The sequence below is a fragment of the Yeosuana aromativorans genome (genome assembly GCF_014646655.1).
Classification (GTDB): Bacteria; Bacteroidota; Bacteroidia; order Flavobacteriales; family Flavobacteriaceae; genus Yeosuana; species Yeosuana aromativorans.
The window spans coordinates 134,841-151,654 of the sequence record NZ_BMNR01000004.1 but is presented as its reverse complement, the minus strand read 5'-3'; the positions used below and the strand labels follow the sequence as shown (position 1 = coordinate 151,654).

Below are 16,814 nucleotides of genomic sequence, written 5' to 3'. Positions count from 1 at the left end.
ACAAATGAACAAAAAGACTTTGGTTTTAGGTGCCTCTTTAAAACCTGAACGATATTCTAATTTTGTAATCAGGAAGCTTGTTAATCAATGTTTTGAGGTTGTAGCCTTTGGTTTAAAGCAAGGAGAGGTTGCTGGAATACCAATTGACACAGATTTATTGCCTTATAAAGATTTGCACACCGTAACGCTATATGTCAATCCAAAAAAACAAAGCATGTACTATGATTATGTGGTGTCTTTAAAGCCCAAACGGGTTATATTCAATCCAGGAACAGAAAACCCCGAATTTTATGAAATTTTAAAAAAACATAATATATTTTTTGAAGTGGCCTGTTCGTTGGTGCTATTGTCCACAAATCAATATTAAATTTGCTTTTCATTGTTTTTTCATGGAAGAACAGGACAAAAATAAATTACAGGGGATTCAACCAATTTATTTTAAAATTGTAAATTCGTCCCGATGGAATTTTCTTCAAAATTATTAGAGCGCGCCGTTAATGAAATGTCTCAACTTCCGGGTATTGGAAAACGAACGGCATTGCGTTTGGTTTTGCACATGTTAAAACAGCCAAAGGAGCAAATCATGTCTTTGTCAAACGCCTTGCAAAGCATGCGAAATGACATTAAATTTTGTAAGTCGTGTTATAATATTAGTGACGTAGATCTTTGCGAAATTTGTTCAAACCCAAATAGGGACGAAACTATTATATGCGTTGTTGAGGATGTCAGAGATGTGATGGCCATTGAAAATACCAGTTCTTTTAAAGGATTGTATCATGTCTTGGGAGGGAAAATTTCACCTATGGATGGTATTGGCCCCCATGATTTAAATATTCAATCCTTAGTAGATAAAGTCAAGGCCGGTATAGTTAACGAACTTATTTTTGCATTGAGCTCAACCATGGAAGGTGACACCACCAATTTTTATATTTTTAAGCAAATACAAGATTATAAGATAAATGTATCAACTATTGCCAGAGGAATTTCGGTTGGTGATGAGCTGGAGTACGCTGATGAAATTACTCTGGGGAGAAGCATTGTCAACAGAATACCTTTTGAAGCCACTTTAAAACTTTAATCCAATCTCTCATTTGAAACTTTCAGTAATAATCTTAAACTATAATGTTCGTTACTTTTTAGAATTATGCCTAAAGAGTGTAAATGAAGCCATTAAAAATATAGATGCTGAAATCATAGTGGTTGACAACAATTCTGAAGATGCCAGTTGTCAAATGGTAAAAGACTGCTTTCCGGATGTTATTCTTATTGAAAACAAAGAAAATTTTGGATTTTCAAAAGGTAATAATATTGGTGTTTCCAAAGCTAAAGGTGAGTATATATGTGTCTTGAACCCAGACACCGTTTTGCCAGAAGATTGCTTTGAAAAGCTTTTGCAATTTTCTGAAGACAAGGACAATTTGGGTATAGTAGGCTGCAAATTAATTAACGGTCATGGTGATTATCTGCCTGAGAGCAAGCGTAAAATCCCATTTGTAAGGGCCGCAGTCAAAAAACTTTCAGGAAACCCTGAAGATTATTACGCAACACATTTGGGTGAGAATGAAACGGGGAAAGTGTCTGTTTTGGTTGGGGCGTTTATGTTTATGAAACGAGCGGTTTACGCCAGTGTTGATGGCTTTGATGAAGATTATTTCATGTATGGTGAAGACATAGATTTGTCATATAAAGTTTTAAAAGCCGGTTTTGTAAATTATTATTTTGGCGAAACCACAATCATACATTATAAAGGTGAGAGTACGTTGCGGGATAAATTTTATGCTAAACGGTTTTACGGAGCCATGCAAATATTTTACAAAAAGCACTTTAAAAAGAATCACTTTTTTAATTTAATGGTTTGGTTGGGAATACGGTTGGTATATTTGTTCAGAAGAACACCGGTATCCAAAAACAAAACAGTAGATGGATATCTTTTTGTTTCAAACAAATTAAACCCTAAATTAGAGACTGTTTTGAATAAAGAAGTGGAATTGAAACCTGATTTGGATACGAAATTGGTTTTAAAAAACACCGAGATTATTTTTGATGCTAATGTGTTATCCTATAAAAAAATCATTGATTTAATAGAAAGCACACATCAAGATAAATCGATAACTTTTAAGATATTACCGAAAAATTCTAATTTTATAATTGGAAGTGACAATGCAATTGCTAGAGGTGAAATATTGAATTTTGACTAGTATTTGTTATAAATAGTTTAATCAAACCGATGTTTTTTCATTAATTTTGCAAACGGAAATAAAAAAACGAGTATTACATTATAGATATGGCAAGATTTGAGCTTAAGTTACCAAAAATGGGAGAGAGTGTTGCAGAGGCAACAATCACATCATGGTTAAAAGAGGTTGGAGATACTATTGAATTGGATGAAGCGGTTTTGGAAATTGCCACAGACAAGGTTGATAGTGAAGTGCCAAGTGAAGTGGATGGTGTGTTAGTTGAAAAGTTTTTCAATGTAGATGACGTGGTTCAGGTAGGGCAAGTTTTAGCGGTCATTGAAACAGATGAAGAAGAATCTAATGTGTCTTCAGAAGCAAAACCAGAGGTTACAGAAAATGTGCCGCAAGACGTTGTTTCGCAAGTTGAACAATCGGTGACCCAAGCGCAAGAAACTGTTGCCCCAATTGTTTCAAGCGAAGACCGTTTTTATTCACCACTGGTAAAAAACATAGCCAAACAAGAAGGTATTTCACAAGCAGAATTAGATTCTATTGAAGGAACAGGAAAAGATGGTCGTGTGACCAAAAATGATATTCTGGAGTATATCGACAAAAAAAGTGCAAATAAAACCGAATCGAAACCAGAGCCCGTCTATAACGAGCCTGTTCAATCTGTTATAGTTACTCAAAGTCAGAAATCTGAAAAAGCGCCCGTGGTTTCAAATGGAAATGACGAGATCATTGAAATGACCAGAATGGGCAAACTCATTGCACATCACATGGTTGAGTCGGTTCAAACATCAGCCCACGTTCAAAGCTTTATTGAGGCCGATGTTACTAAAATATGGAACTGGAGAAATAAGGTTAAGGATGCTTTTGCGAAACGCGAAGGCGAAAGCTTGACGTTTACGCCCATTTTTATGGAAGCCGTGGCCAAGGCTTTGCGTGACTTTCCTATGATGAATATTTCAGTTCAAGGAGATTCTATTATCAAAAAGAAAAATATCAATTTAGGGATGGCTGCTTCTTTGGCAGATGGCAATTTAATTGTACCTGTTATTAAAAACGCAGACCAACTTAATTTAGTGGGTATGGCCAAGCAGGTCAATGATTTGGCTAATAGGGCAAGAGCCAATAAGCTGAAACCAGATGAAATTCAAGGCGGTACTTATACGGTCACCAATGTTGGAACCTTTGGAAGTATCATGGGAACGCCTATCATCAACCAGCCCCAAGTTGGTATCCTAGCGCTTGGAGCTATCAGAAAGGTGCCAGCGGTCATTGAAACACCTGAAGGTGATTTTATAGGCATTCGTTATAAAATGTTCTTATCCCATTCTTATGACCATCGTGTGGTCAATGGCGCACTGGGCGGCCAGTTTGTAAAAGCGGTAAAAGATTACTTGGAGGCTTGGGATGTAAATAGGGAAATTTAAAACATAAAAGACAATAGCAAAAGACAATCGTTCATGAATCTTAATCTTACCAAACCCATTTGTTTTTTTGATCTTGAAACAACAGGCGTCAATATTTCCAAAGATCGTATTGTGGAAATAGCCATCTTAAAAGTGTTTCCAGACGGAAAAGAGGAAAACAAAACTTGGTTGGTAAATCCAGAAATGCCAATTCCTAAGGAAGTTACCGCTATTCACGGTATAACAGATGAAGATGTGGCAGACAAACCGACGTTTAAAGAAATTGCGAAAGAGATTCATAACATGATTAAGGATTCTGATTTGGGCGGGTTTAATTCCAACAGATTTGATATTCCGCTTTTAGCAGAAGAAATGTTAAGGGCGGAGGTTGATTTTGATATGAAAAATAGAGTGGCCATTGACGTGCAAACCATTTTCCATAAAATGGAACAACGCACGTTGAGTGCGGCCTATCAATTTTATTGCAATAAAGAATTAGAAGGGGCGCATGGTGCAGAGGCAGATACCAAGGCTACTTTTGAAGTGTTAAAAGCACAAATTCAAAAATACGACGATATTGAAAATGACACCAAGTTTTTGGCAGATTTCAGTTCGCGAAAAAAGTTTGCTGATTTTGCCGGATTTATTGCCTACAATAAAAAGGGAGAAGAGTGCTTTTCGTTTGGAAAGCATAAAGGGAAGTCAGTGACCGAAGTTTTGGAAGCAGAACCTGGTTATTTTGGGTGGTTGCTCAATGCAGATTTTCCATTGTACACAAAAAAAGTACTGACCGCCATTAAGTTGAGAAACTTTAATAATAAATTGGGTTAACAATGAAGCTCATTTGTATAGGTAGAAATTACACCGAACATATTGAGGAACTTAAAAATGAAAAACCAACAGATCCGGTTATATTTTTAAAACCTGACACCGCTATTTTAGTCAAAAAGCAGCCGTTTTTTATTCCTGATTTCTCAAATGACGTCCATTATGAAGTTGAAGTTTTGGTCAAGATCAATCGGGTTGGAAAACACATTGATAAAAAATTCGCTCATAAATATTATAATGAGATTGGCTTGGGTATAGACTTTACGGCTCGTGATTTACAAAGCAAATTAAAGGAAAAAGGATTGCCATGGGAAAAAGCCAAGGCTTTTGACGGTTCGGCTGTAATAGGCAATTGGATACCTGTAAAAGAGATAGCCGATGTTAATGCCATTGAATTTTCTTTAAAAAAGAACGATAAAATTGTTCAAAATGGAAATACTAGCCACATGCTTTGGAAAATTGATGAATTAATAGAATATGTGTCAAAATATTTCACTTTAAAGATAGGAGATATTATCTTTACGGGAACTCCGTCAGGAGTAGGCAAAGTATTTGCAAACGACAAACTTAAAGGATTTATAGAAAACAAGGAAATGTTTTCAATAACAGTAAAATAAATGGAACAGCATTATAAATTATTTAGAGTAAGAGAATTGGCCGATAATGATGAAGATTTTGTAGCATCATTGGCTGAAGCCTTTTTAGAGGAAGTCCCCGTAGACGCCGAACGACTTAAAAAAGCCGTCGCAGAAAAAGATTATTATAATGCCTATCAAGCTGCCCATAAAATGAAACCAACGGTTGATTTGTTTGAATTGGGTGTTTTAGATACATTGATTGAAGTGCAAGATTGGGGCAAGTTTGAAAAACGTGATATGGATATAACCAATCAGTTGAACATTGTCATAACAGCGGTAGAAGCTGCTACCAATGAAATCAGATCAGATTTTAATCTATAATGCTTGCTGAGATTATCACTATTGGAGACGAGCTTCTTATAGGGCAAGTCATTGATACCAATTCAGCTTTTATAGCTAAAGAACTGAACAAAATTGGCATATCCGTATACCAAATCACTTCTGTCCAAGATGATAGAAACCATATTTTAAAAGCGTTTAAAGATGCCGAACAGAATGTGGATGTCATTATTATTACCGGTGGATTGGGGCCAACCAAAGATGATATCACCAAGAAAACCATAGCCGACTATTTTAACGATACCCTTGTTCTAGATGAATCTGTTCTAAAAAACATAGAATCCATCTGGAAACAATACGTCAGGCAAACCCTTTTACAAGTCAATAAAGACCAAGCTCTGGTGCCATCAAAGGCAACGGTGTTGATGAACACCATTGGTACCGCGCCAGGTATGTGGATAGAGAACAATAACAAAGTGTTTATTTCATTGCCGGGCGTCCCTTTTGAAATGAAAGCTCTCATTCAAAATGAAGTAATACCAAAATTAACGGAACGTTTCCATCTACCATTTATCATTCATAAAACGTTGATGGTTTATGGTTTAGGAGAAAGTACTTTGGCTGCAAGAATTGAATCGTGGGAAGATGCGTTGCCAGCTATTGTAAAATTGGCTTATTTACCAGATTTAGGTCGAGTAAGATTACGATTATCGGCAAAAGGATTTGATAAGGAAAAAATACAAGCAGAGGTTCAAAAACAAATTGATGCTGTTTTGCCTTTGATTAAAGATGAGTTTTACGGTTTTGAAGATGAAAATGGTGATGTAGAATCCATCGTTGCCAAACAACTCACCAAGTTAAAGCAAACGGTAGCCGTTGCAGAAAGCTGTACCGGCGGCAAAGTAGCCGAACGCTTTACAAGCCATCCAGGGGCATCCAACTACTTTAAGGGCAGTGTGGTAAGCTATGCAACAGAATCAAAAATTGATGTTTTGGGCATTCCAAAAGAAGTTGTTGAAACTTATTCGGTGGTCAGTGCCCAAGTTGCTGAAGCGATGGCCAAACATGTTCTAGGTATGTTCAACTCAGATTTTGCAATTGCTACCACTGGTAATGCGGGGCCAACAAAAGGCGATTCTGATGCAGAAATAGGAACGGTTTTTATAGCCATAGCAACCAGAAATGGTGTCTATTCAGAAAAATTCATGTTGGGAAACCACCGTTCAAAAGTTATAAATAAAGCGGTAAACAAAGCCTTTGAAATGCTATTGAAAGAAATTTTTAAAAATTGATAAAAATTAGATTGTCATAAATTAAAGATTTTGTATATTTGCACCTCGTTTTTAAACAACAAAAATTTAAAGTCAGAAAATAATGTCAAGAGTTTGTGAGCTTACAGGAAAGAAGGCAATGGTTGGAAACAACGTGTCTCATGCATTAAACAGAACTAAACGCAAATTTAACGCGAACTTAGTTAAGAAACGTTTTTACATTCCAGAAGAGGATAGCTGGGTAACTTTAAAAGTTTCTACATCTGCTTTAAAAACTATAAACAAAATAGGTATTTCTGCAGCTATAAAAGAAGCTAAATCAAAAGGGTTTTTAAAATAATAGCTGTATTTAATAAGTAAAAGAAATGGCAAAGAAAGGTAACAGAATACAAGTGATTTTAGAGTGTACTGAGCACAAAGAGTCTGGACAACCAGGAACTTCAAGATACATTACAACTAAAAACAAAAAGAATACGCCAGAAAGAATGGAGATTAAAAAATTCAATCCCATCTTAAAGCGTATGACCGTTCACAAAGAAATTAAATAATTAAGGAGTTTTTAGATACTTCAAAACGCATTGAATCATGGCAAAGAAATCAGTAGCATCATTACAAACAGGATCAAAAAGATTATCAAAAGCAATAAAAATGGTGAAGTCTCCAAAAACAGGAGCTTACATGTTTGTTGAATCTATTATGGCACCAGAACTAGTAAACGATTTCTTGAATAAGAAATAAGCATTACTTTTTATATAATATTTAAAAGCCACTTTATATAAAGTGGCTTTTGTTTTATATTTACATGCCGTTTTAATGACAATTTTTCAGTAACAGCATTAGGGCAAGAAAATTGGTATTTAAAATTTGGGCGTTACCACAAGGGTCAGGCTTTCGCAACTCGCTTTTAAATTTTCAAAAAATTTAAAGAGCTCAGGCACATTGCTCAATCCTTAACGCAAAAACCAACAAACTATAAAATAACATGAGTTTTTTTAAAAAAATATTCTCCACAGAAAAAAAGGAAACCCTTGACAAAGGCCTTGAAAAAACCAAGACCACATTTTTCGGCAAGCTCAGTAAAGCTGTAGCCGGTAAATCAAAAGTTGATGATGAGGTACTTGATAATCTTGAAGAAATTTTGGTTTCCAGTGATGTCGGTGTCAACACAACCCTAAAAATCATAGAACGCATAGAAGAACGTGTCTCCAAAGATAAATATTTGGGCACTGATGAATTAAACCAAATCCTTCGTGAAGAAATTGCAGGACTATTAAGTGAAACCAACAGTGGTGAGGAAACGGAGTTTACCATTCCTAATGATAAAAAACCTTATGTCATCATGGTGGTAGGTGTGAATGGTGTCGGCAAAACAACCACCATAGGTAAGCTAGCTTATCAATTCAAAAAACAAGGTCTTAAAGTGGTTCTTGGTGCCGCTGATACTTTTAGGGCCGCAGCCATAGACCAATTACAGGTATGGGCTGATAGAGTGGATGTGCCATTGGTAAAACAATCCATGGGTAGTGACCCCGCATCTGTGGCTTTTGATACGCTTAAAAGCGCGGTCACCCAAAATGCCGACGTTGTGATAATAGACACAGCTGGGCGTTTGCATAATAAAGTCAATTTAATGAATGAGTTGACAAAAGTAAAACGCGTTATGCAAAAGGTAGTGGGTGATGCACCGCATGATGTGTTATTGGTTTTGGATGGTTCTACAGGTCAAAACGCTTTTGAGCAGGCCAAACAGTTTACAGCCGCTACTGAGGTTACTTCATTAGCAGTGACTAAACTTGATGGAACTGCCAAAGGTGGTGTGGTGATTGGCATATCAGACCAATTTAAAATTCCAGTTAAATATATAGGAATTGGAGAGGGTATTGAACACCTGCAGGTGTTTAACAAATATGAATTTGTGGATTCGTTTTTTAAATAATATTCCTGCGAAGGCAGGAATCCATTTTTAATATCAAAACTAATTAATCAATAAATTAATTTTACCCCATAACTCATTGTCAAAACCTGATAAGGCAAAAGTTGGATTGTCGGGATTGGCAACGTCACCCATTCTGACAATGACCAGTTTTTTGCTGGGAACTATGTAGATTTTTTGATCATTTTTACCCAAAGCGGCATACATATCAGCAGGAGCATTTGGAATTAAAGTGCCATTAAATTCAAGCTGTAAACCAGGCAAATGATAGCTTGATTTTCCATTTAGCCACCACAAATACCCGTAGGATTGATTGATATTTTGAGAGGTATTGGTTGCTTCATTTAAAAAACTTTCAGAGACTATTTGTGTATCGTTCCATTTCCCTTTAGCATAAATCATGAGTCCAAAACGAGCCATACTACGGGTATTGCTCCAATAGACGCTCAAATCATTTAGGTTTACCCAATTTCCAGACATGCCTATTTTATCCCTCAGTGTTGTATTAAAATAATTATTCCAAGTTTGATTACTGGCTGCTGCCACCACATCCTGCATTTTCACATACACGTTGTGATAGGCCCAGCGCGTTCCGGCATCAGCTTTGTATTGAAGATTAGCTGGCGACACGTCATCACCTAAACTATCGTCTAACCCAGAATTCATGGAAAGTAGGTTTTTACAAGTGATTAAATTTTCCTTATCCAATGATTCACTGGTCCATCCAGTCCCTAGATAATCTGATACTTTATCATCAAGGTTAATCAAGCCTTCATCTTGTGCAATACCAGAAACCGTTGAGGTCAAGATTTTACCTGCACTGGCCCAATACCAAAGCGAAGTATTGGTATGACCATTTAAATAGCTTTCAACCACAATTCTACCGTTATAAAGAATCATAAAACCCTTGGTGTTTTTTTCTTCCAAATAATCCAAAAGTGGTTGTAGTGCGCTTTCACTCCAACCCAAGTTCGTAACAGAAGTCGTTTCCCAAGTATTGGAATTTACGGGCGGAAAATATAGAGCAGTAGGAGTTGGTTCAGGATCTTTAGGAGTGTCATTACTGGAACAACAAAAAAACAACCCAAAGATAATTATGATACAGATTTGAAGTGTTTTCATAACAGTAGGTTTCATTTTAAGACCCCTAAATATATAAAAGGTTTAATTAAGATTGTATCTTTGCGCCCTGATTTATAAATCTATGCGAACAAAATCCTTAAAGAAAAACAGAATCAATGTAGTAACGCTTGGCTGTAGCAAAAATGTGTATGACAGTGAAGTGTTGATGGGGCAACTAAAAGCCAGTGGAAAAGATGTGGTTCATGAAAAAGAAGGCAATATTGTAGTAATCAACACTTGTGGATTTATCAATAATGCCAAGGAAGAAAGTGTGAACACGATTTTGGAGTATGTACAAAAAAAGGAAGATGGAGATATTGATAAGGTTTTCGTGACGGGTTGTTTAAGTGAACGGTATAAACCAGATTTACAAAAGGAAATCCCTAATGTGGATGAGTATTTTGGTACAACTGAATTACCGGGCTTATTGAAGGCTTTGGGAGCCGATTACAAACATGAACTGATTGGTGAACGTCTAACAACTACCCCAAAAAACTATGCCTATTTAAAAATAGCCGAAGGTTGTGATAGACCTTGCAGTTTTTGTGCTATCCCATTAATGCGTGGTAAACACAAATCAACCCCTATTGAAGATATTGTAACAGAAGCTAAAAAATTGGCTGCCAAAGGGGTTAAGGAGTTGATCCTGATTGCTCAGGATTTAACCTATTACGGACTTGATATTTACAAAAAAAGAAACCTGGCCGAATTACTGGAAGCTCTTGTAAAAGTGGATGGTATTGAATGGATACGCTTGCATTATGCTTTTCCTACAGGATTTCCAATGGACGTTTTGGAAGTCATGAACAGAGAACCCAAGATTTGTAATTATATTGACATTCCATTGCAGCATATTTCCGATAGGATTCTTAAAAGTATGAGACGTGGAACCACCAAGGAAAAAACCACTAAATTGTTACAAGAATTTAGAAAAGCTGTTCCAGGTATGGCCATTAGAACAACCCTGATTGTTGGGTATCCAGGAGAGACCGAGGACGACTTTCAAACGTTGAAACAATGGGTGCAGGATATGCGTTTTGAGCGTTTGGGATGTTTTACTTACAGCCATGAAGAAAACACACATGCCTTTGCTTTAGAGGACGATGTGCCAGAAGAAGTGAAACAGCAGCGCGCCAATGAAATCATGGAAATTCAAGCACAGATTTCGTGGGAATTAAACCAAGAAAAAATCGGTAAGACTTTTAAGGTGGTGATTGATAGGAAAGAAGGCAATTACTTTGTTGGGCGTACTGAATTTGATTCTCCAGATGTAGATAATGAAGTTTTGATTGATGCTACAAAAACCTATTTGAAAACGGGGCAGTTTGCTAACATAATGATTACTGATGCGGCGGACTTTGATTTGTATGGTGACGTTGTGAAATAGAACGTAAATGTTGTTTAAAACGGATTCTCAGAAAAGAAATCTTGAGTCAATTCGCTAAAAAATATTTAAGTTAACGTATTAGGCACTGGTTTTATTTTTTATACTCTTCCAAGAAATTACCGATTTTCTCTTTGCTCATTGTCCAAGCATTTGAGCCAGAATTGATTACAATTCCATTATAAAATGTGTCATTTTTCGCAAATTCAAAAGCCTCAAATGTATTCATTACAAATCCGCTTGTGTTCATATCACGATTTTTTAACCACAAATCTACTTCTTGCCAATCAGTAAATAGCGGCAGAAAAGGTTTATCATCTTGGTCAAAACAATTTAAAAATTTAATCAAACCACCTTTTTCAACAACTACGTTGTTTGTTCCACTTTTTGATGTTTCCATTTCGTCAGTTATAGCCAAAACAAGGAAATTAGCTTTTAAAAACCCATTAATCACAGTCATAAGATTTTCTTCTGTCTTCTTATTTCGGAATGTTTCGAATGCCTTTTTTAATTCAGGATTTTCAATTGGTTTATTTATGTCAACTTTACTATCCGATTCTGCTTTTTTTTGTCCAAACAATCCTGACCAATTAAATAATCCCATAATTAATAATAATATCGTTAATTTTTTCATTTGTACTTTTTTCTAACTTATGCCAACTTTATTTGTTTATATAAGTTTTTACAAAATCCAATAAAGCCTTACCATGAATGTTTTTGGCAATAACCAAACCCTTATCATCTAGAATGAAGTTAGCGGGGATGGTCTGTATACGGATTTTTTTTAAGAATGGTGCATCATCTCCCTGCAAATCGGATGCTTGTAACCACTTGCTTGCTCCATCATGTTCTGCAGCTTCTTTCCAAGCAGTTTCATCACTCTCCAGAGCATAAGCAATAATTTGTAAACCTTGGCCATGATATAAATCCCAAAGAGGAACTAAAACCTCTCGGTTTTCCTTTCGGCAAGGAGCGCACCATGAAGCCCATAAATCTACTATAGTGAGCTTGTTGCCTAATTGACTTTTAATGGTGAGCGTATCCTTTGTTAACATTGGAAGTTCGAGATTTGGAAACACATCACCTATTAAAACGGGTAAATTAGCACGATCACTTTCAGCACAAAGCTGTTTTACCCAAGGATTATCTGGTTGCTTTTTGGTCCACTTTTCGCATTGACTCACTAAAAATTCGGGCACACGTTCATAATCATTCTCAGGGCTCACCCAACGTAATGCAACCAATGCCGGCATCAGGTATTTTGTACTATCTGCGAATGTTATAAGCTTGTTTTGATATTGTAAGATGGCATGTTCCTTTTCCAATAATTGACTGCCATTTTCTACGTTCCAGTGTTTTCCTGCAAGAAAGGTTTGGTAAGCTCTTTGTTTGATGTCCCTTAAGTCTAATAAACCCTTGTTGGTCTCTGAAGGGTATTCAATTGAAAAACTTTTTTGAAATTCATCTAATTTGGCCGCTATTTGCAAAGATTCTCCAGGTTGCCAAAGAATGGGCATATAGTTGGCTTTATTAGGGTTATCGGTTTGTAAATAATTGGGCGATTTGTCTGATTGTTGTATGGCTAATTCAAATAATTTGGCTTCTTTGGTTTTTGGCAAGTTTTGAAACTCAAAGCTACCATCAGAATTCACCAGAGTAGAATCGATGACCTTACCGAGATATGAAGCGGCGACTTCGCGCAAGCCATTAGGTTCAATTAAATATATCTTTGTGTCTTTATTTATTGTTCCTTCTAATTGTCCTGAGATATCTGTTGGAGAATGACATGCCATTAGCGTTATTGACAATAAGATTAACTTAATTGTGTTTTTTATAGAGGAAGTTTTCATTTTGTTCAATTAATGCATAATTTGTTGCATGATATGTTTAGGTTAACAATCATGTTGTGATTCCTGTATTTAGTTTTAACCCATACTAAAAAAGCAATTGTCTGCTTGAGTGCTTAACCAACGCGTAATATTTTTTCCATTTTTCGGCCTTTGGCTAATTCATCTACTAATTTGTCCAAGTACCTGACTTGTTTGGTCAATGAATTTTCAATTTCCTCAATTCGATAACCGCAGATTACTCCAGTAATAAGATGGGCATTTGGATTCAACTTTGCGTTTTTAAAGAAAACCTCAAATGTTATCTTGTTATCAATAAGTTTTTGCAGTTTGGTTTCATCATAGCCTGTTAACCATTCTATCACTTGATAGAGTTCTGCTTTAGTTCTGCCTTTCTTTTCCACCTTTGCTAGGTAATGGGGATATACCGATGCAAAGGTCATTTTTGCTATTCGCTCATTGTGCTTATCTGTAACTTCCATTTCTAGTTTAATTACTTTTTTAGTTGCATCAAATATACATAAATACCTACAAAGTTGATTAGTAGAAATGTGTAATTACAAGCCTCAAATGAAGACCGGGTATTGTCCGATATTCAAGTGGAGAAGTCCTGAATTATCTTCTGAAGAGATGAAGAAAATTGAATCCATTTATTCTAAATTCATAAAACCGAGCGTACACCAATTGTGGTGATTTTACTTTCAAGAATCGGCTCGTTCTAGTTTTTTATTGATTTTTTTGATGGCGTTTTCAATGGATTTTTCAGGTTCTATGATGTTGTATTCACCCCAGAATTTAGGATCGGCAAAACCAGATGTTTTCTCAGTTAAAATCACATTGGGTTTTAATTTTTCTCCTTGATAAGCACTAGTATCATTTAGTTTCCAATCTGTGACGGCCATTTCGCTATTCAATGTATAAACGCTATTGAATAATTTGTTTTTCCAGTTTACTTTAAATGTAAGTTGAATATTGCCATAGCCATAATACCATTTTCCATTTTTGGTTCTGTAATCAACTCTATATGATGCTTCGGTTGGATAAACTATGACTTTTCTTGGTTTCTTTCTAACAAATAATTCACTTGATAGTTGTTTGTCCTCTACATTTAAATTGAAAACAGCACTTGTTAAGGCCAAGGTCTCAGAATCAATATACAATTTTCCATAATATAATGGTTGCTTGTTGTTGATACTTTGCTTAAAATTGACCACATAAACAGGTCTGTTGTTTATTTGTGTTGATGTGTCAAAACTAAACACGTATTGGGATAAGTTATTTATGTCAAAAATATATTCGGGGTATTTAACCATATCGGTATAAAGCGCACTAAAAGGCCCCCCCTGGAGTTTTATTGCAAGCGTATCAAGTCTTGAATAGTCTGTGCTCTTTCTTGATTTTATAAGACTTATTTCATCATTTTTTAAATTGTAATAGGGTTGTTTGTTGATTTGTATAATAGCTTCAGATAGTGATGCATTTCGGTTGCGCTTTTTAATGGTTTCTCTGTAAAAGGCCGTCATAACGGCATGTTCATTATAATAATTTTCATTTTTTCTATTCAAGGTTGCACGAACCAATGCTTCAGCATTTTTGGCGCCGTAAACATTTATGGAGCTCAATTCCGTCAATGATACATCCAACAAAATTTTGTTGTTGTCTTTTTTTAATTCTGATATATTAATTTCTTTTTTTTCATAGCCCAAAATGGATACCACAATGTTTTTATCCATATAAACAATAGGAACTTTTAATAGAAATTCACCTTCATTATTTGTTATAGTACCAATATGTGTACCATTAATATTGATATCTGCATAAGCTAAAGGCGTTCTGGTTTTACTATCCAAAACAATACCCTTAAATTCATTGTTGGACTGTGTTTGGTCTGAATTTACTGTTTGGGCACTTGTAATACATGTTATAAACATAAAAACCAAAGTTGTAACATACGGTAAGAGTGACGATTTAATATAGCTAGTTGTTTTCATGGTGTATGGTTTAAATAGCTTAAAATAAACATGTTAAGTTACTAAAATGTAGTCACAAAGGCAAGAATTTTTAGTTAAAAAAAGGGCTTATTTTTTACAATGTTAGTTTAAAATGTGTTGAGGAAATATACTTTAAAGCAGATTCAATTTTTAATGTTTAAAATATCCTTAAAAGTGAATTGTTCAACATGGCTTTTTTATATATTTAGAGGAACTCTTAACGTATTTTTTAGAATTTAACAGTTGAATAGCTGTATATTTACGGTTAAAATTTCTACTTATTTAATATGTCTTTGGAAACCATATCATTTAGAAAAACAGGCTATTTTTCATCGCTTATTTGTGATTATTTAGATGAAAAACCCGAGCTGCAACAATTTTACAATCGGTTTCCAAAACATGACAATTTTAAAGCACAGATAGAAGAAAAACAACATTCTGTGCGCGTTTCAGAATCTCATAGAAAGTTACTTGTTAAGGTTTTAAAAGAACAGTATAAGACTATAAATACATCCGATAGTACACAACAAAACATAGAAGCCTTAGTTAACAAAAATACCTTTACGGTCACCACAGGGCATCAATTGAATATTTTTACAGGTCCTCTTTATTTTTTGTATAAAATTTTGTCTGCTATTAATCTCTGCAAAGAATTAAAACAAGCTTTTCCTGCCTATAATTTTGTGCCTTTGTACTGGATGGCGACTGAGGATCATGATTTTGAGGAAATCAATTATTTTAATTTCAAAGGCAAAAAAGTACATTGGAATGCAGAAGCTGGTGGTGCTGTGGGAGCATTGAGTACTGATGGCTTACAGGATGTTTTTGAGTTGTTTTCCAAAGATTTGGGTGAGGGCAAGCACGCTGATGAACTACGTCAGTTATTTAGTGAAGCTTATTTAAAACACAATAACCTTACGGATGCTACACGATATTTGACCAATGCGCTTTTTAAAGATTACGGATTGGTCATTATTGATGCCAATTGTCAAGAATTAAAGCGTCAGTTTGTGCCTTACATGAAAGAGGAGCTACTGCATGAAACATCATTTAAGGCGGTTTCAAATACCAACAAAACCCTATCAAAGGATTATGGCATACAGGTTAATCCCAGAGAAATCAATCTGTTCTATATTAAAGACAATCTTAGGGAACGTATTGCTTTTGAGGATGGTATATATGGCGTTGTCAATACAGATATCACTTGGACCCAGGAAACTTTACTAAAAGAATTGGAAAACCATCCAGAACGTTTTAGCCCCAATGTGATTATGCGTCCGTTGTACCAAGAGGTTATTTTACCAAATCTATGTTATATTGGTGGCGGTGGAGAATTGGCCTATTGGTTTCAGCTAAAAGATTTTTTCAACAAGGTTAGCGTTCCTTTTCCTATACTTTTATTACGAAACTCTGTATTGATACAATCCAGAAAACAACAAGAAAAACTTCAAAAACTAAACATTTCCAATCAAGATATTTTTTTAAAGCGAGATGCTTTTATCAATAAAAAGGTGCGAGAAATATCCAATATAGATATTGACTTTTCACCACAAAAAGAATATTTAAAACAACAATTTGAGAATTTATATAAATTAGCAGAACAGACAGATAAAACGTTTTTGGGAGCTGTAAAAGCTCAGGAAGTAAAACAATTAAAAGGGTTGGATAATCTTGAAAAGCGGTTGCTGAAAGCCCAAAAGCGAAAGTTGTCTGATCAGGTTTCCAGAATGACAGACATTCAAAATGAGTTGTTCCCAAATCAAAGCTTGCAAGAACGAACGACAAATTTTTCAGAATTTTATTTGGAACATGGTAAGGAATTGATTTCTGAATTGGTCAATCATTTAGATCCTTTAAAAAGTGAGTTTGCAATATTTACGTTATGATAAAAGCAAGCTAAATAGCTTGCTTTTATCATACTAACTCAAA

Annotated in this window: 19 protein-coding genes; 14 read left to right on the top strand and 5 right to left on the bottom strand. The window is 35.3% G+C overall.

The annotated features are described in order from the left end of the window. Positions 1-4: 4 nt before the first annotated feature. The 12 genes from IEW94_RS09760 to ftsY all read left to right on the top strand — a co-directional run bounded on the left by IEW94_RS09760 (position 5) and on the right by ftsY (position 8,544). A complete protein-coding gene (locus tag IEW94_RS09760; RefSeq protein ID WP_188652467.1) occupies positions 5-367 on the top strand; it encodes a CoA-binding protein in 363 nt (120 codons plus the stop codon). Between the two features lie 93 nt (positions 368-460). Next, a complete protein-coding gene (gene recR, locus IEW94_RS09755) occupies positions 461-1,078 on the top strand; it encodes a recombination mediator RecR (RefSeq protein WP_188652465.1) in 618 nt (205 codons plus the stop codon). A gap of 13 nt (positions 1,079-1,091) precedes the next feature. Continuing rightward, entirely contained in the window at positions 1,092-2,198 is a 1,107-nt protein-coding gene (locus IEW94_RS09750) for a glycosyltransferase family 2 protein (protein WP_188652462.1), read from the top strand. Positions 2,199-2,284: 86 nt separating this feature from the next. Then, positions 2,285-3,613 (top strand): dihydrolipoamide acetyltransferase family protein, encoded by a 1,329-nt coding sequence (locus tag IEW94_RS09745; RefSeq protein ID WP_188652461.1) that lies wholly within the window; start codon positions 2,285-2,287, stop codon positions 3,611-3,613. Positions 3,614-3,646: 33 nt separating this feature from the next. Continuing rightward, positions 3,647-4,423 (top strand): 3'-5' exonuclease, encoded by a 777-nt coding sequence (locus tag IEW94_RS09740; protein WP_188652459.1) that lies wholly within the window; start codon positions 3,647-3,649, stop codon positions 4,421-4,423. Between the two features lie 2 nt (positions 4,424-4,425). Then, positions 4,426-5,037: a fumarylacetoacetate hydrolase family protein gene (locus IEW94_RS09735; protein ID WP_188652457.1), complete on the top strand. Its 612-nt coding sequence runs from the start codon at positions 4,426-4,428 to the stop codon at positions 5,035-5,037. Then, a complete protein-coding gene (locus IEW94_RS09730; protein WP_188652455.1) occupies positions 5,038-5,379 on the top strand; it encodes an Hpt domain-containing protein in 342 nt (113 codons plus the stop codon). Beyond that, positions 5,379-6,629: a competence/damage-inducible protein A gene (locus tag IEW94_RS09725; protein WP_188652453.1), complete on the top strand. Its 1,251-nt coding sequence runs from the start codon at positions 5,379-5,381 to the stop codon at positions 6,627-6,629. The genes IEW94_RS09730 and IEW94_RS09725 overlap by 1 nt, the downstream gene beginning before the upstream one ends. A gap of 82 nt (positions 6,630-6,711) precedes the next feature. Continuing rightward, positions 6,712-6,948: a 50S ribosomal protein L28 gene (rpmB, locus tag IEW94_RS09720; RefSeq protein ID WP_188652451.1), complete on the top strand. Its 237-nt coding sequence runs from the start codon at positions 6,712-6,714 to the stop codon at positions 6,946-6,948. A gap of 25 nt (positions 6,949-6,973) precedes the next feature. After that, positions 6,974-7,156, top strand: coding sequence for a 50S ribosomal protein L33 (gene rpmG / locus IEW94_RS09715; RefSeq protein ID WP_099574372.1), 183 nt, complete (start codon positions 6,974-6,976; stop codon positions 7,154-7,156). Between the two features lie 37 nt (positions 7,157-7,193). Next, positions 7,194-7,346, top strand: coding sequence for a DUF4295 domain-containing protein (locus tag IEW94_RS09710; protein WP_166965661.1), 153 nt, complete (start codon positions 7,194-7,196; stop codon positions 7,344-7,346). A 244-nt stretch (positions 7,347-7,590) separates the two neighbouring features. Then, positions 7,591-8,544 carry a signal recognition particle-docking protein FtsY gene (gene ftsY / locus IEW94_RS09705; protein ID WP_188652450.1) on the top strand — a complete coding sequence of 318 codons (954 nt, stop codon included), beginning with the start codon at positions 7,591-7,593 and terminating at the stop codon, positions 8,542-8,544. A gap of 39 nt (positions 8,545-8,583) precedes the next feature. Here ftsY and IEW94_RS09700 read toward each other — a convergent pair whose 3' ends face one another. Further along, entirely contained in the window at positions 8,584-9,663 is a 1,080-nt protein-coding gene (locus IEW94_RS09700) for a serine hydrolase domain-containing protein (RefSeq protein ID WP_188652448.1), read from the bottom strand. 82 nt (positions 9,664-9,745) lie between these two features. Between IEW94_RS09700 and rimO the strand changes: the two genes are divergently transcribed. After that, the gene (rimO, locus tag IEW94_RS09695; protein ID WP_188652445.1) at positions 9,746-11,050 is read left to right on the top strand and encodes a 30S ribosomal protein S12 methylthiotransferase RimO; all 1,305 of its coding nucleotides are present in this window, start codon (positions 9,746-9,748) and stop codon (positions 11,048-11,050) included. Positions 11,051-11,141: 91 nt separating this feature from the next. Here the strand turns inward: rimO and IEW94_RS09690 are convergent, their stop codons facing one another. From IEW94_RS09690 to IEW94_RS09675, 4 genes are all read right to left on the bottom strand, one after another. After that, positions 11,142-11,681, bottom strand: a complete 540-nt coding sequence (locus IEW94_RS09690; protein ID WP_188652443.1) for an SseB family protein — start codon at positions 11,679-11,681, stop codon at positions 11,142-11,144. A 28-nt stretch (positions 11,682-11,709) separates the two neighbouring features. Then, the gene (locus IEW94_RS09685; RefSeq protein WP_188652441.1) at positions 11,710-12,897 is read right to left on the bottom strand and encodes a TlpA family protein disulfide reductase; all 1,188 of its coding nucleotides are present in this window, start codon (positions 12,895-12,897) and stop codon (positions 11,710-11,712) included. A 113-nt stretch (positions 12,898-13,010) separates the two neighbouring features. Further along, positions 13,011-13,376, bottom strand: a complete 366-nt coding sequence (locus IEW94_RS09680; protein ID WP_188652439.1) for a DUF2200 domain-containing protein — start codon at positions 13,374-13,376, stop codon at positions 13,011-13,013. A gap of 219 nt (positions 13,377-13,595) precedes the next feature. Further along, positions 13,596-14,885, bottom strand: coding sequence for a carboxypeptidase-like regulatory domain-containing protein (locus IEW94_RS09675; RefSeq protein ID WP_188652437.1), 1,290 nt, complete (start codon positions 14,883-14,885; stop codon positions 13,596-13,598). Between the two features lie 287 nt (positions 14,886-15,172). On the opposite strand from IEW94_RS09675, the gene bshC reads away from it, so the two are divergent. Beyond that, positions 15,173-16,771 carry a bacillithiol biosynthesis cysteine-adding enzyme BshC gene (gene bshC / locus IEW94_RS09670; RefSeq protein ID WP_188652436.1) on the top strand — a complete coding sequence of 533 codons (1,599 nt, stop codon included), beginning with the start codon at positions 15,173-15,175 and terminating at the stop codon, positions 16,769-16,771. Positions 16,772-16,814: the final 43 nt, after the last annotated feature.

Excerpts from the sequence above, each read along its gene's own strand:
- IEW94_RS09760 (WP_188652467.1), top strand. The coding sequence starts at position 5 with ATGAACAAAAAGACTTTGGTTTTAGGTGCCTCTTTAAAACCTGAACGA.
- recR (WP_188652465.1), top strand. The coding sequence starts at position 461 with ATGGAATTTTCTTCAAAATTATTAGAGCGCGCCGTTAATGAAATGTCT.
- IEW94_RS09745 (WP_188652461.1), top strand. The coding sequence starts at position 2,285 with ATGGCAAGATTTGAGCTTAAGTTACCAAAAATGGGAGAGAGTGTTGCA.
- IEW94_RS09740 (WP_188652459.1), top strand. The coding sequence starts at position 3,647 with ATGAATCTTAATCTTACCAAACCCATTTGTTTTTTTGATCTTGAAACA.
- IEW94_RS09735 (WP_188652457.1), top strand. The coding sequence starts at position 4,426 with ATGAAGCTCATTTGTATAGGTAGAAATTACACCGAACATATTGAGGAA.
- IEW94_RS09730 (WP_188652455.1), top strand. The coding sequence starts at position 5,038 with ATGGAACAGCATTATAAATTATTTAGAGTAAGAGAATTGGCCGATAAT.
- IEW94_RS09725 (WP_188652453.1), top strand. The coding sequence starts at position 5,379 with ATGCTTGCTGAGATTATCACTATTGGAGACGAGCTTCTTATAGGGCAA.
- rpmB (WP_188652451.1), top strand. The coding sequence starts at position 6,712 with ATGTCAAGAGTTTGTGAGCTTACAGGAAAGAAGGCAATGGTTGGAAAC.
- rpmG (WP_099574372.1), top strand. The coding sequence starts at position 6,974 with ATGGCAAAGAAAGGTAACAGAATACAAGTGATTTTAGAGTGTACTGAG.
- IEW94_RS09710 (WP_166965661.1), top strand. The coding sequence starts at position 7,194 with ATGGCAAAGAAATCAGTAGCATCATTACAAACAGGATCAAAAAGATTA.
- ftsY (WP_188652450.1), top strand. The coding sequence starts at position 7,591 with ATGAGTTTTTTTAAAAAAATATTCTCCACAGAAAAAAAGGAAACCCTT.
- IEW94_RS09700 (WP_188652448.1), bottom strand. The coding sequence starts at position 9,663 with ATGAAAACACTTCAAATCTGTATCATAATTATCTTTGGGTTGTTTTTT.
- rimO (WP_188652445.1), top strand. The coding sequence starts at position 9,746 with ATGCGAACAAAATCCTTAAAGAAAAACAGAATCAATGTAGTAACGCTT.
- IEW94_RS09690 (WP_188652443.1), bottom strand. The coding sequence starts at position 11,681 with ATGAAAAAATTAACGATATTATTATTAATTATGGGATTATTTAATTGG.
- IEW94_RS09685 (WP_188652441.1), bottom strand. The coding sequence starts at position 12,897 with ATGAAAACTTCCTCTATAAAAAACACAATTAAGTTAATCTTATTGTCA.
- IEW94_RS09680 (WP_188652439.1), bottom strand. The coding sequence starts at position 13,376 with ATGGAAGTTACAGATAAGCACAATGAGCGAATAGCAAAAATGACCTTT.
- IEW94_RS09675 (WP_188652437.1), bottom strand. The coding sequence starts at position 14,885 with ATGAAAACAACTAGCTATATTAAATCGTCACTCTTACCGTATGTTACA.
- bshC (WP_188652436.1), top strand. The coding sequence starts at position 15,173 with ATGTCTTTGGAAACCATATCATTTAGAAAAACAGGCTATTTTTCATCG.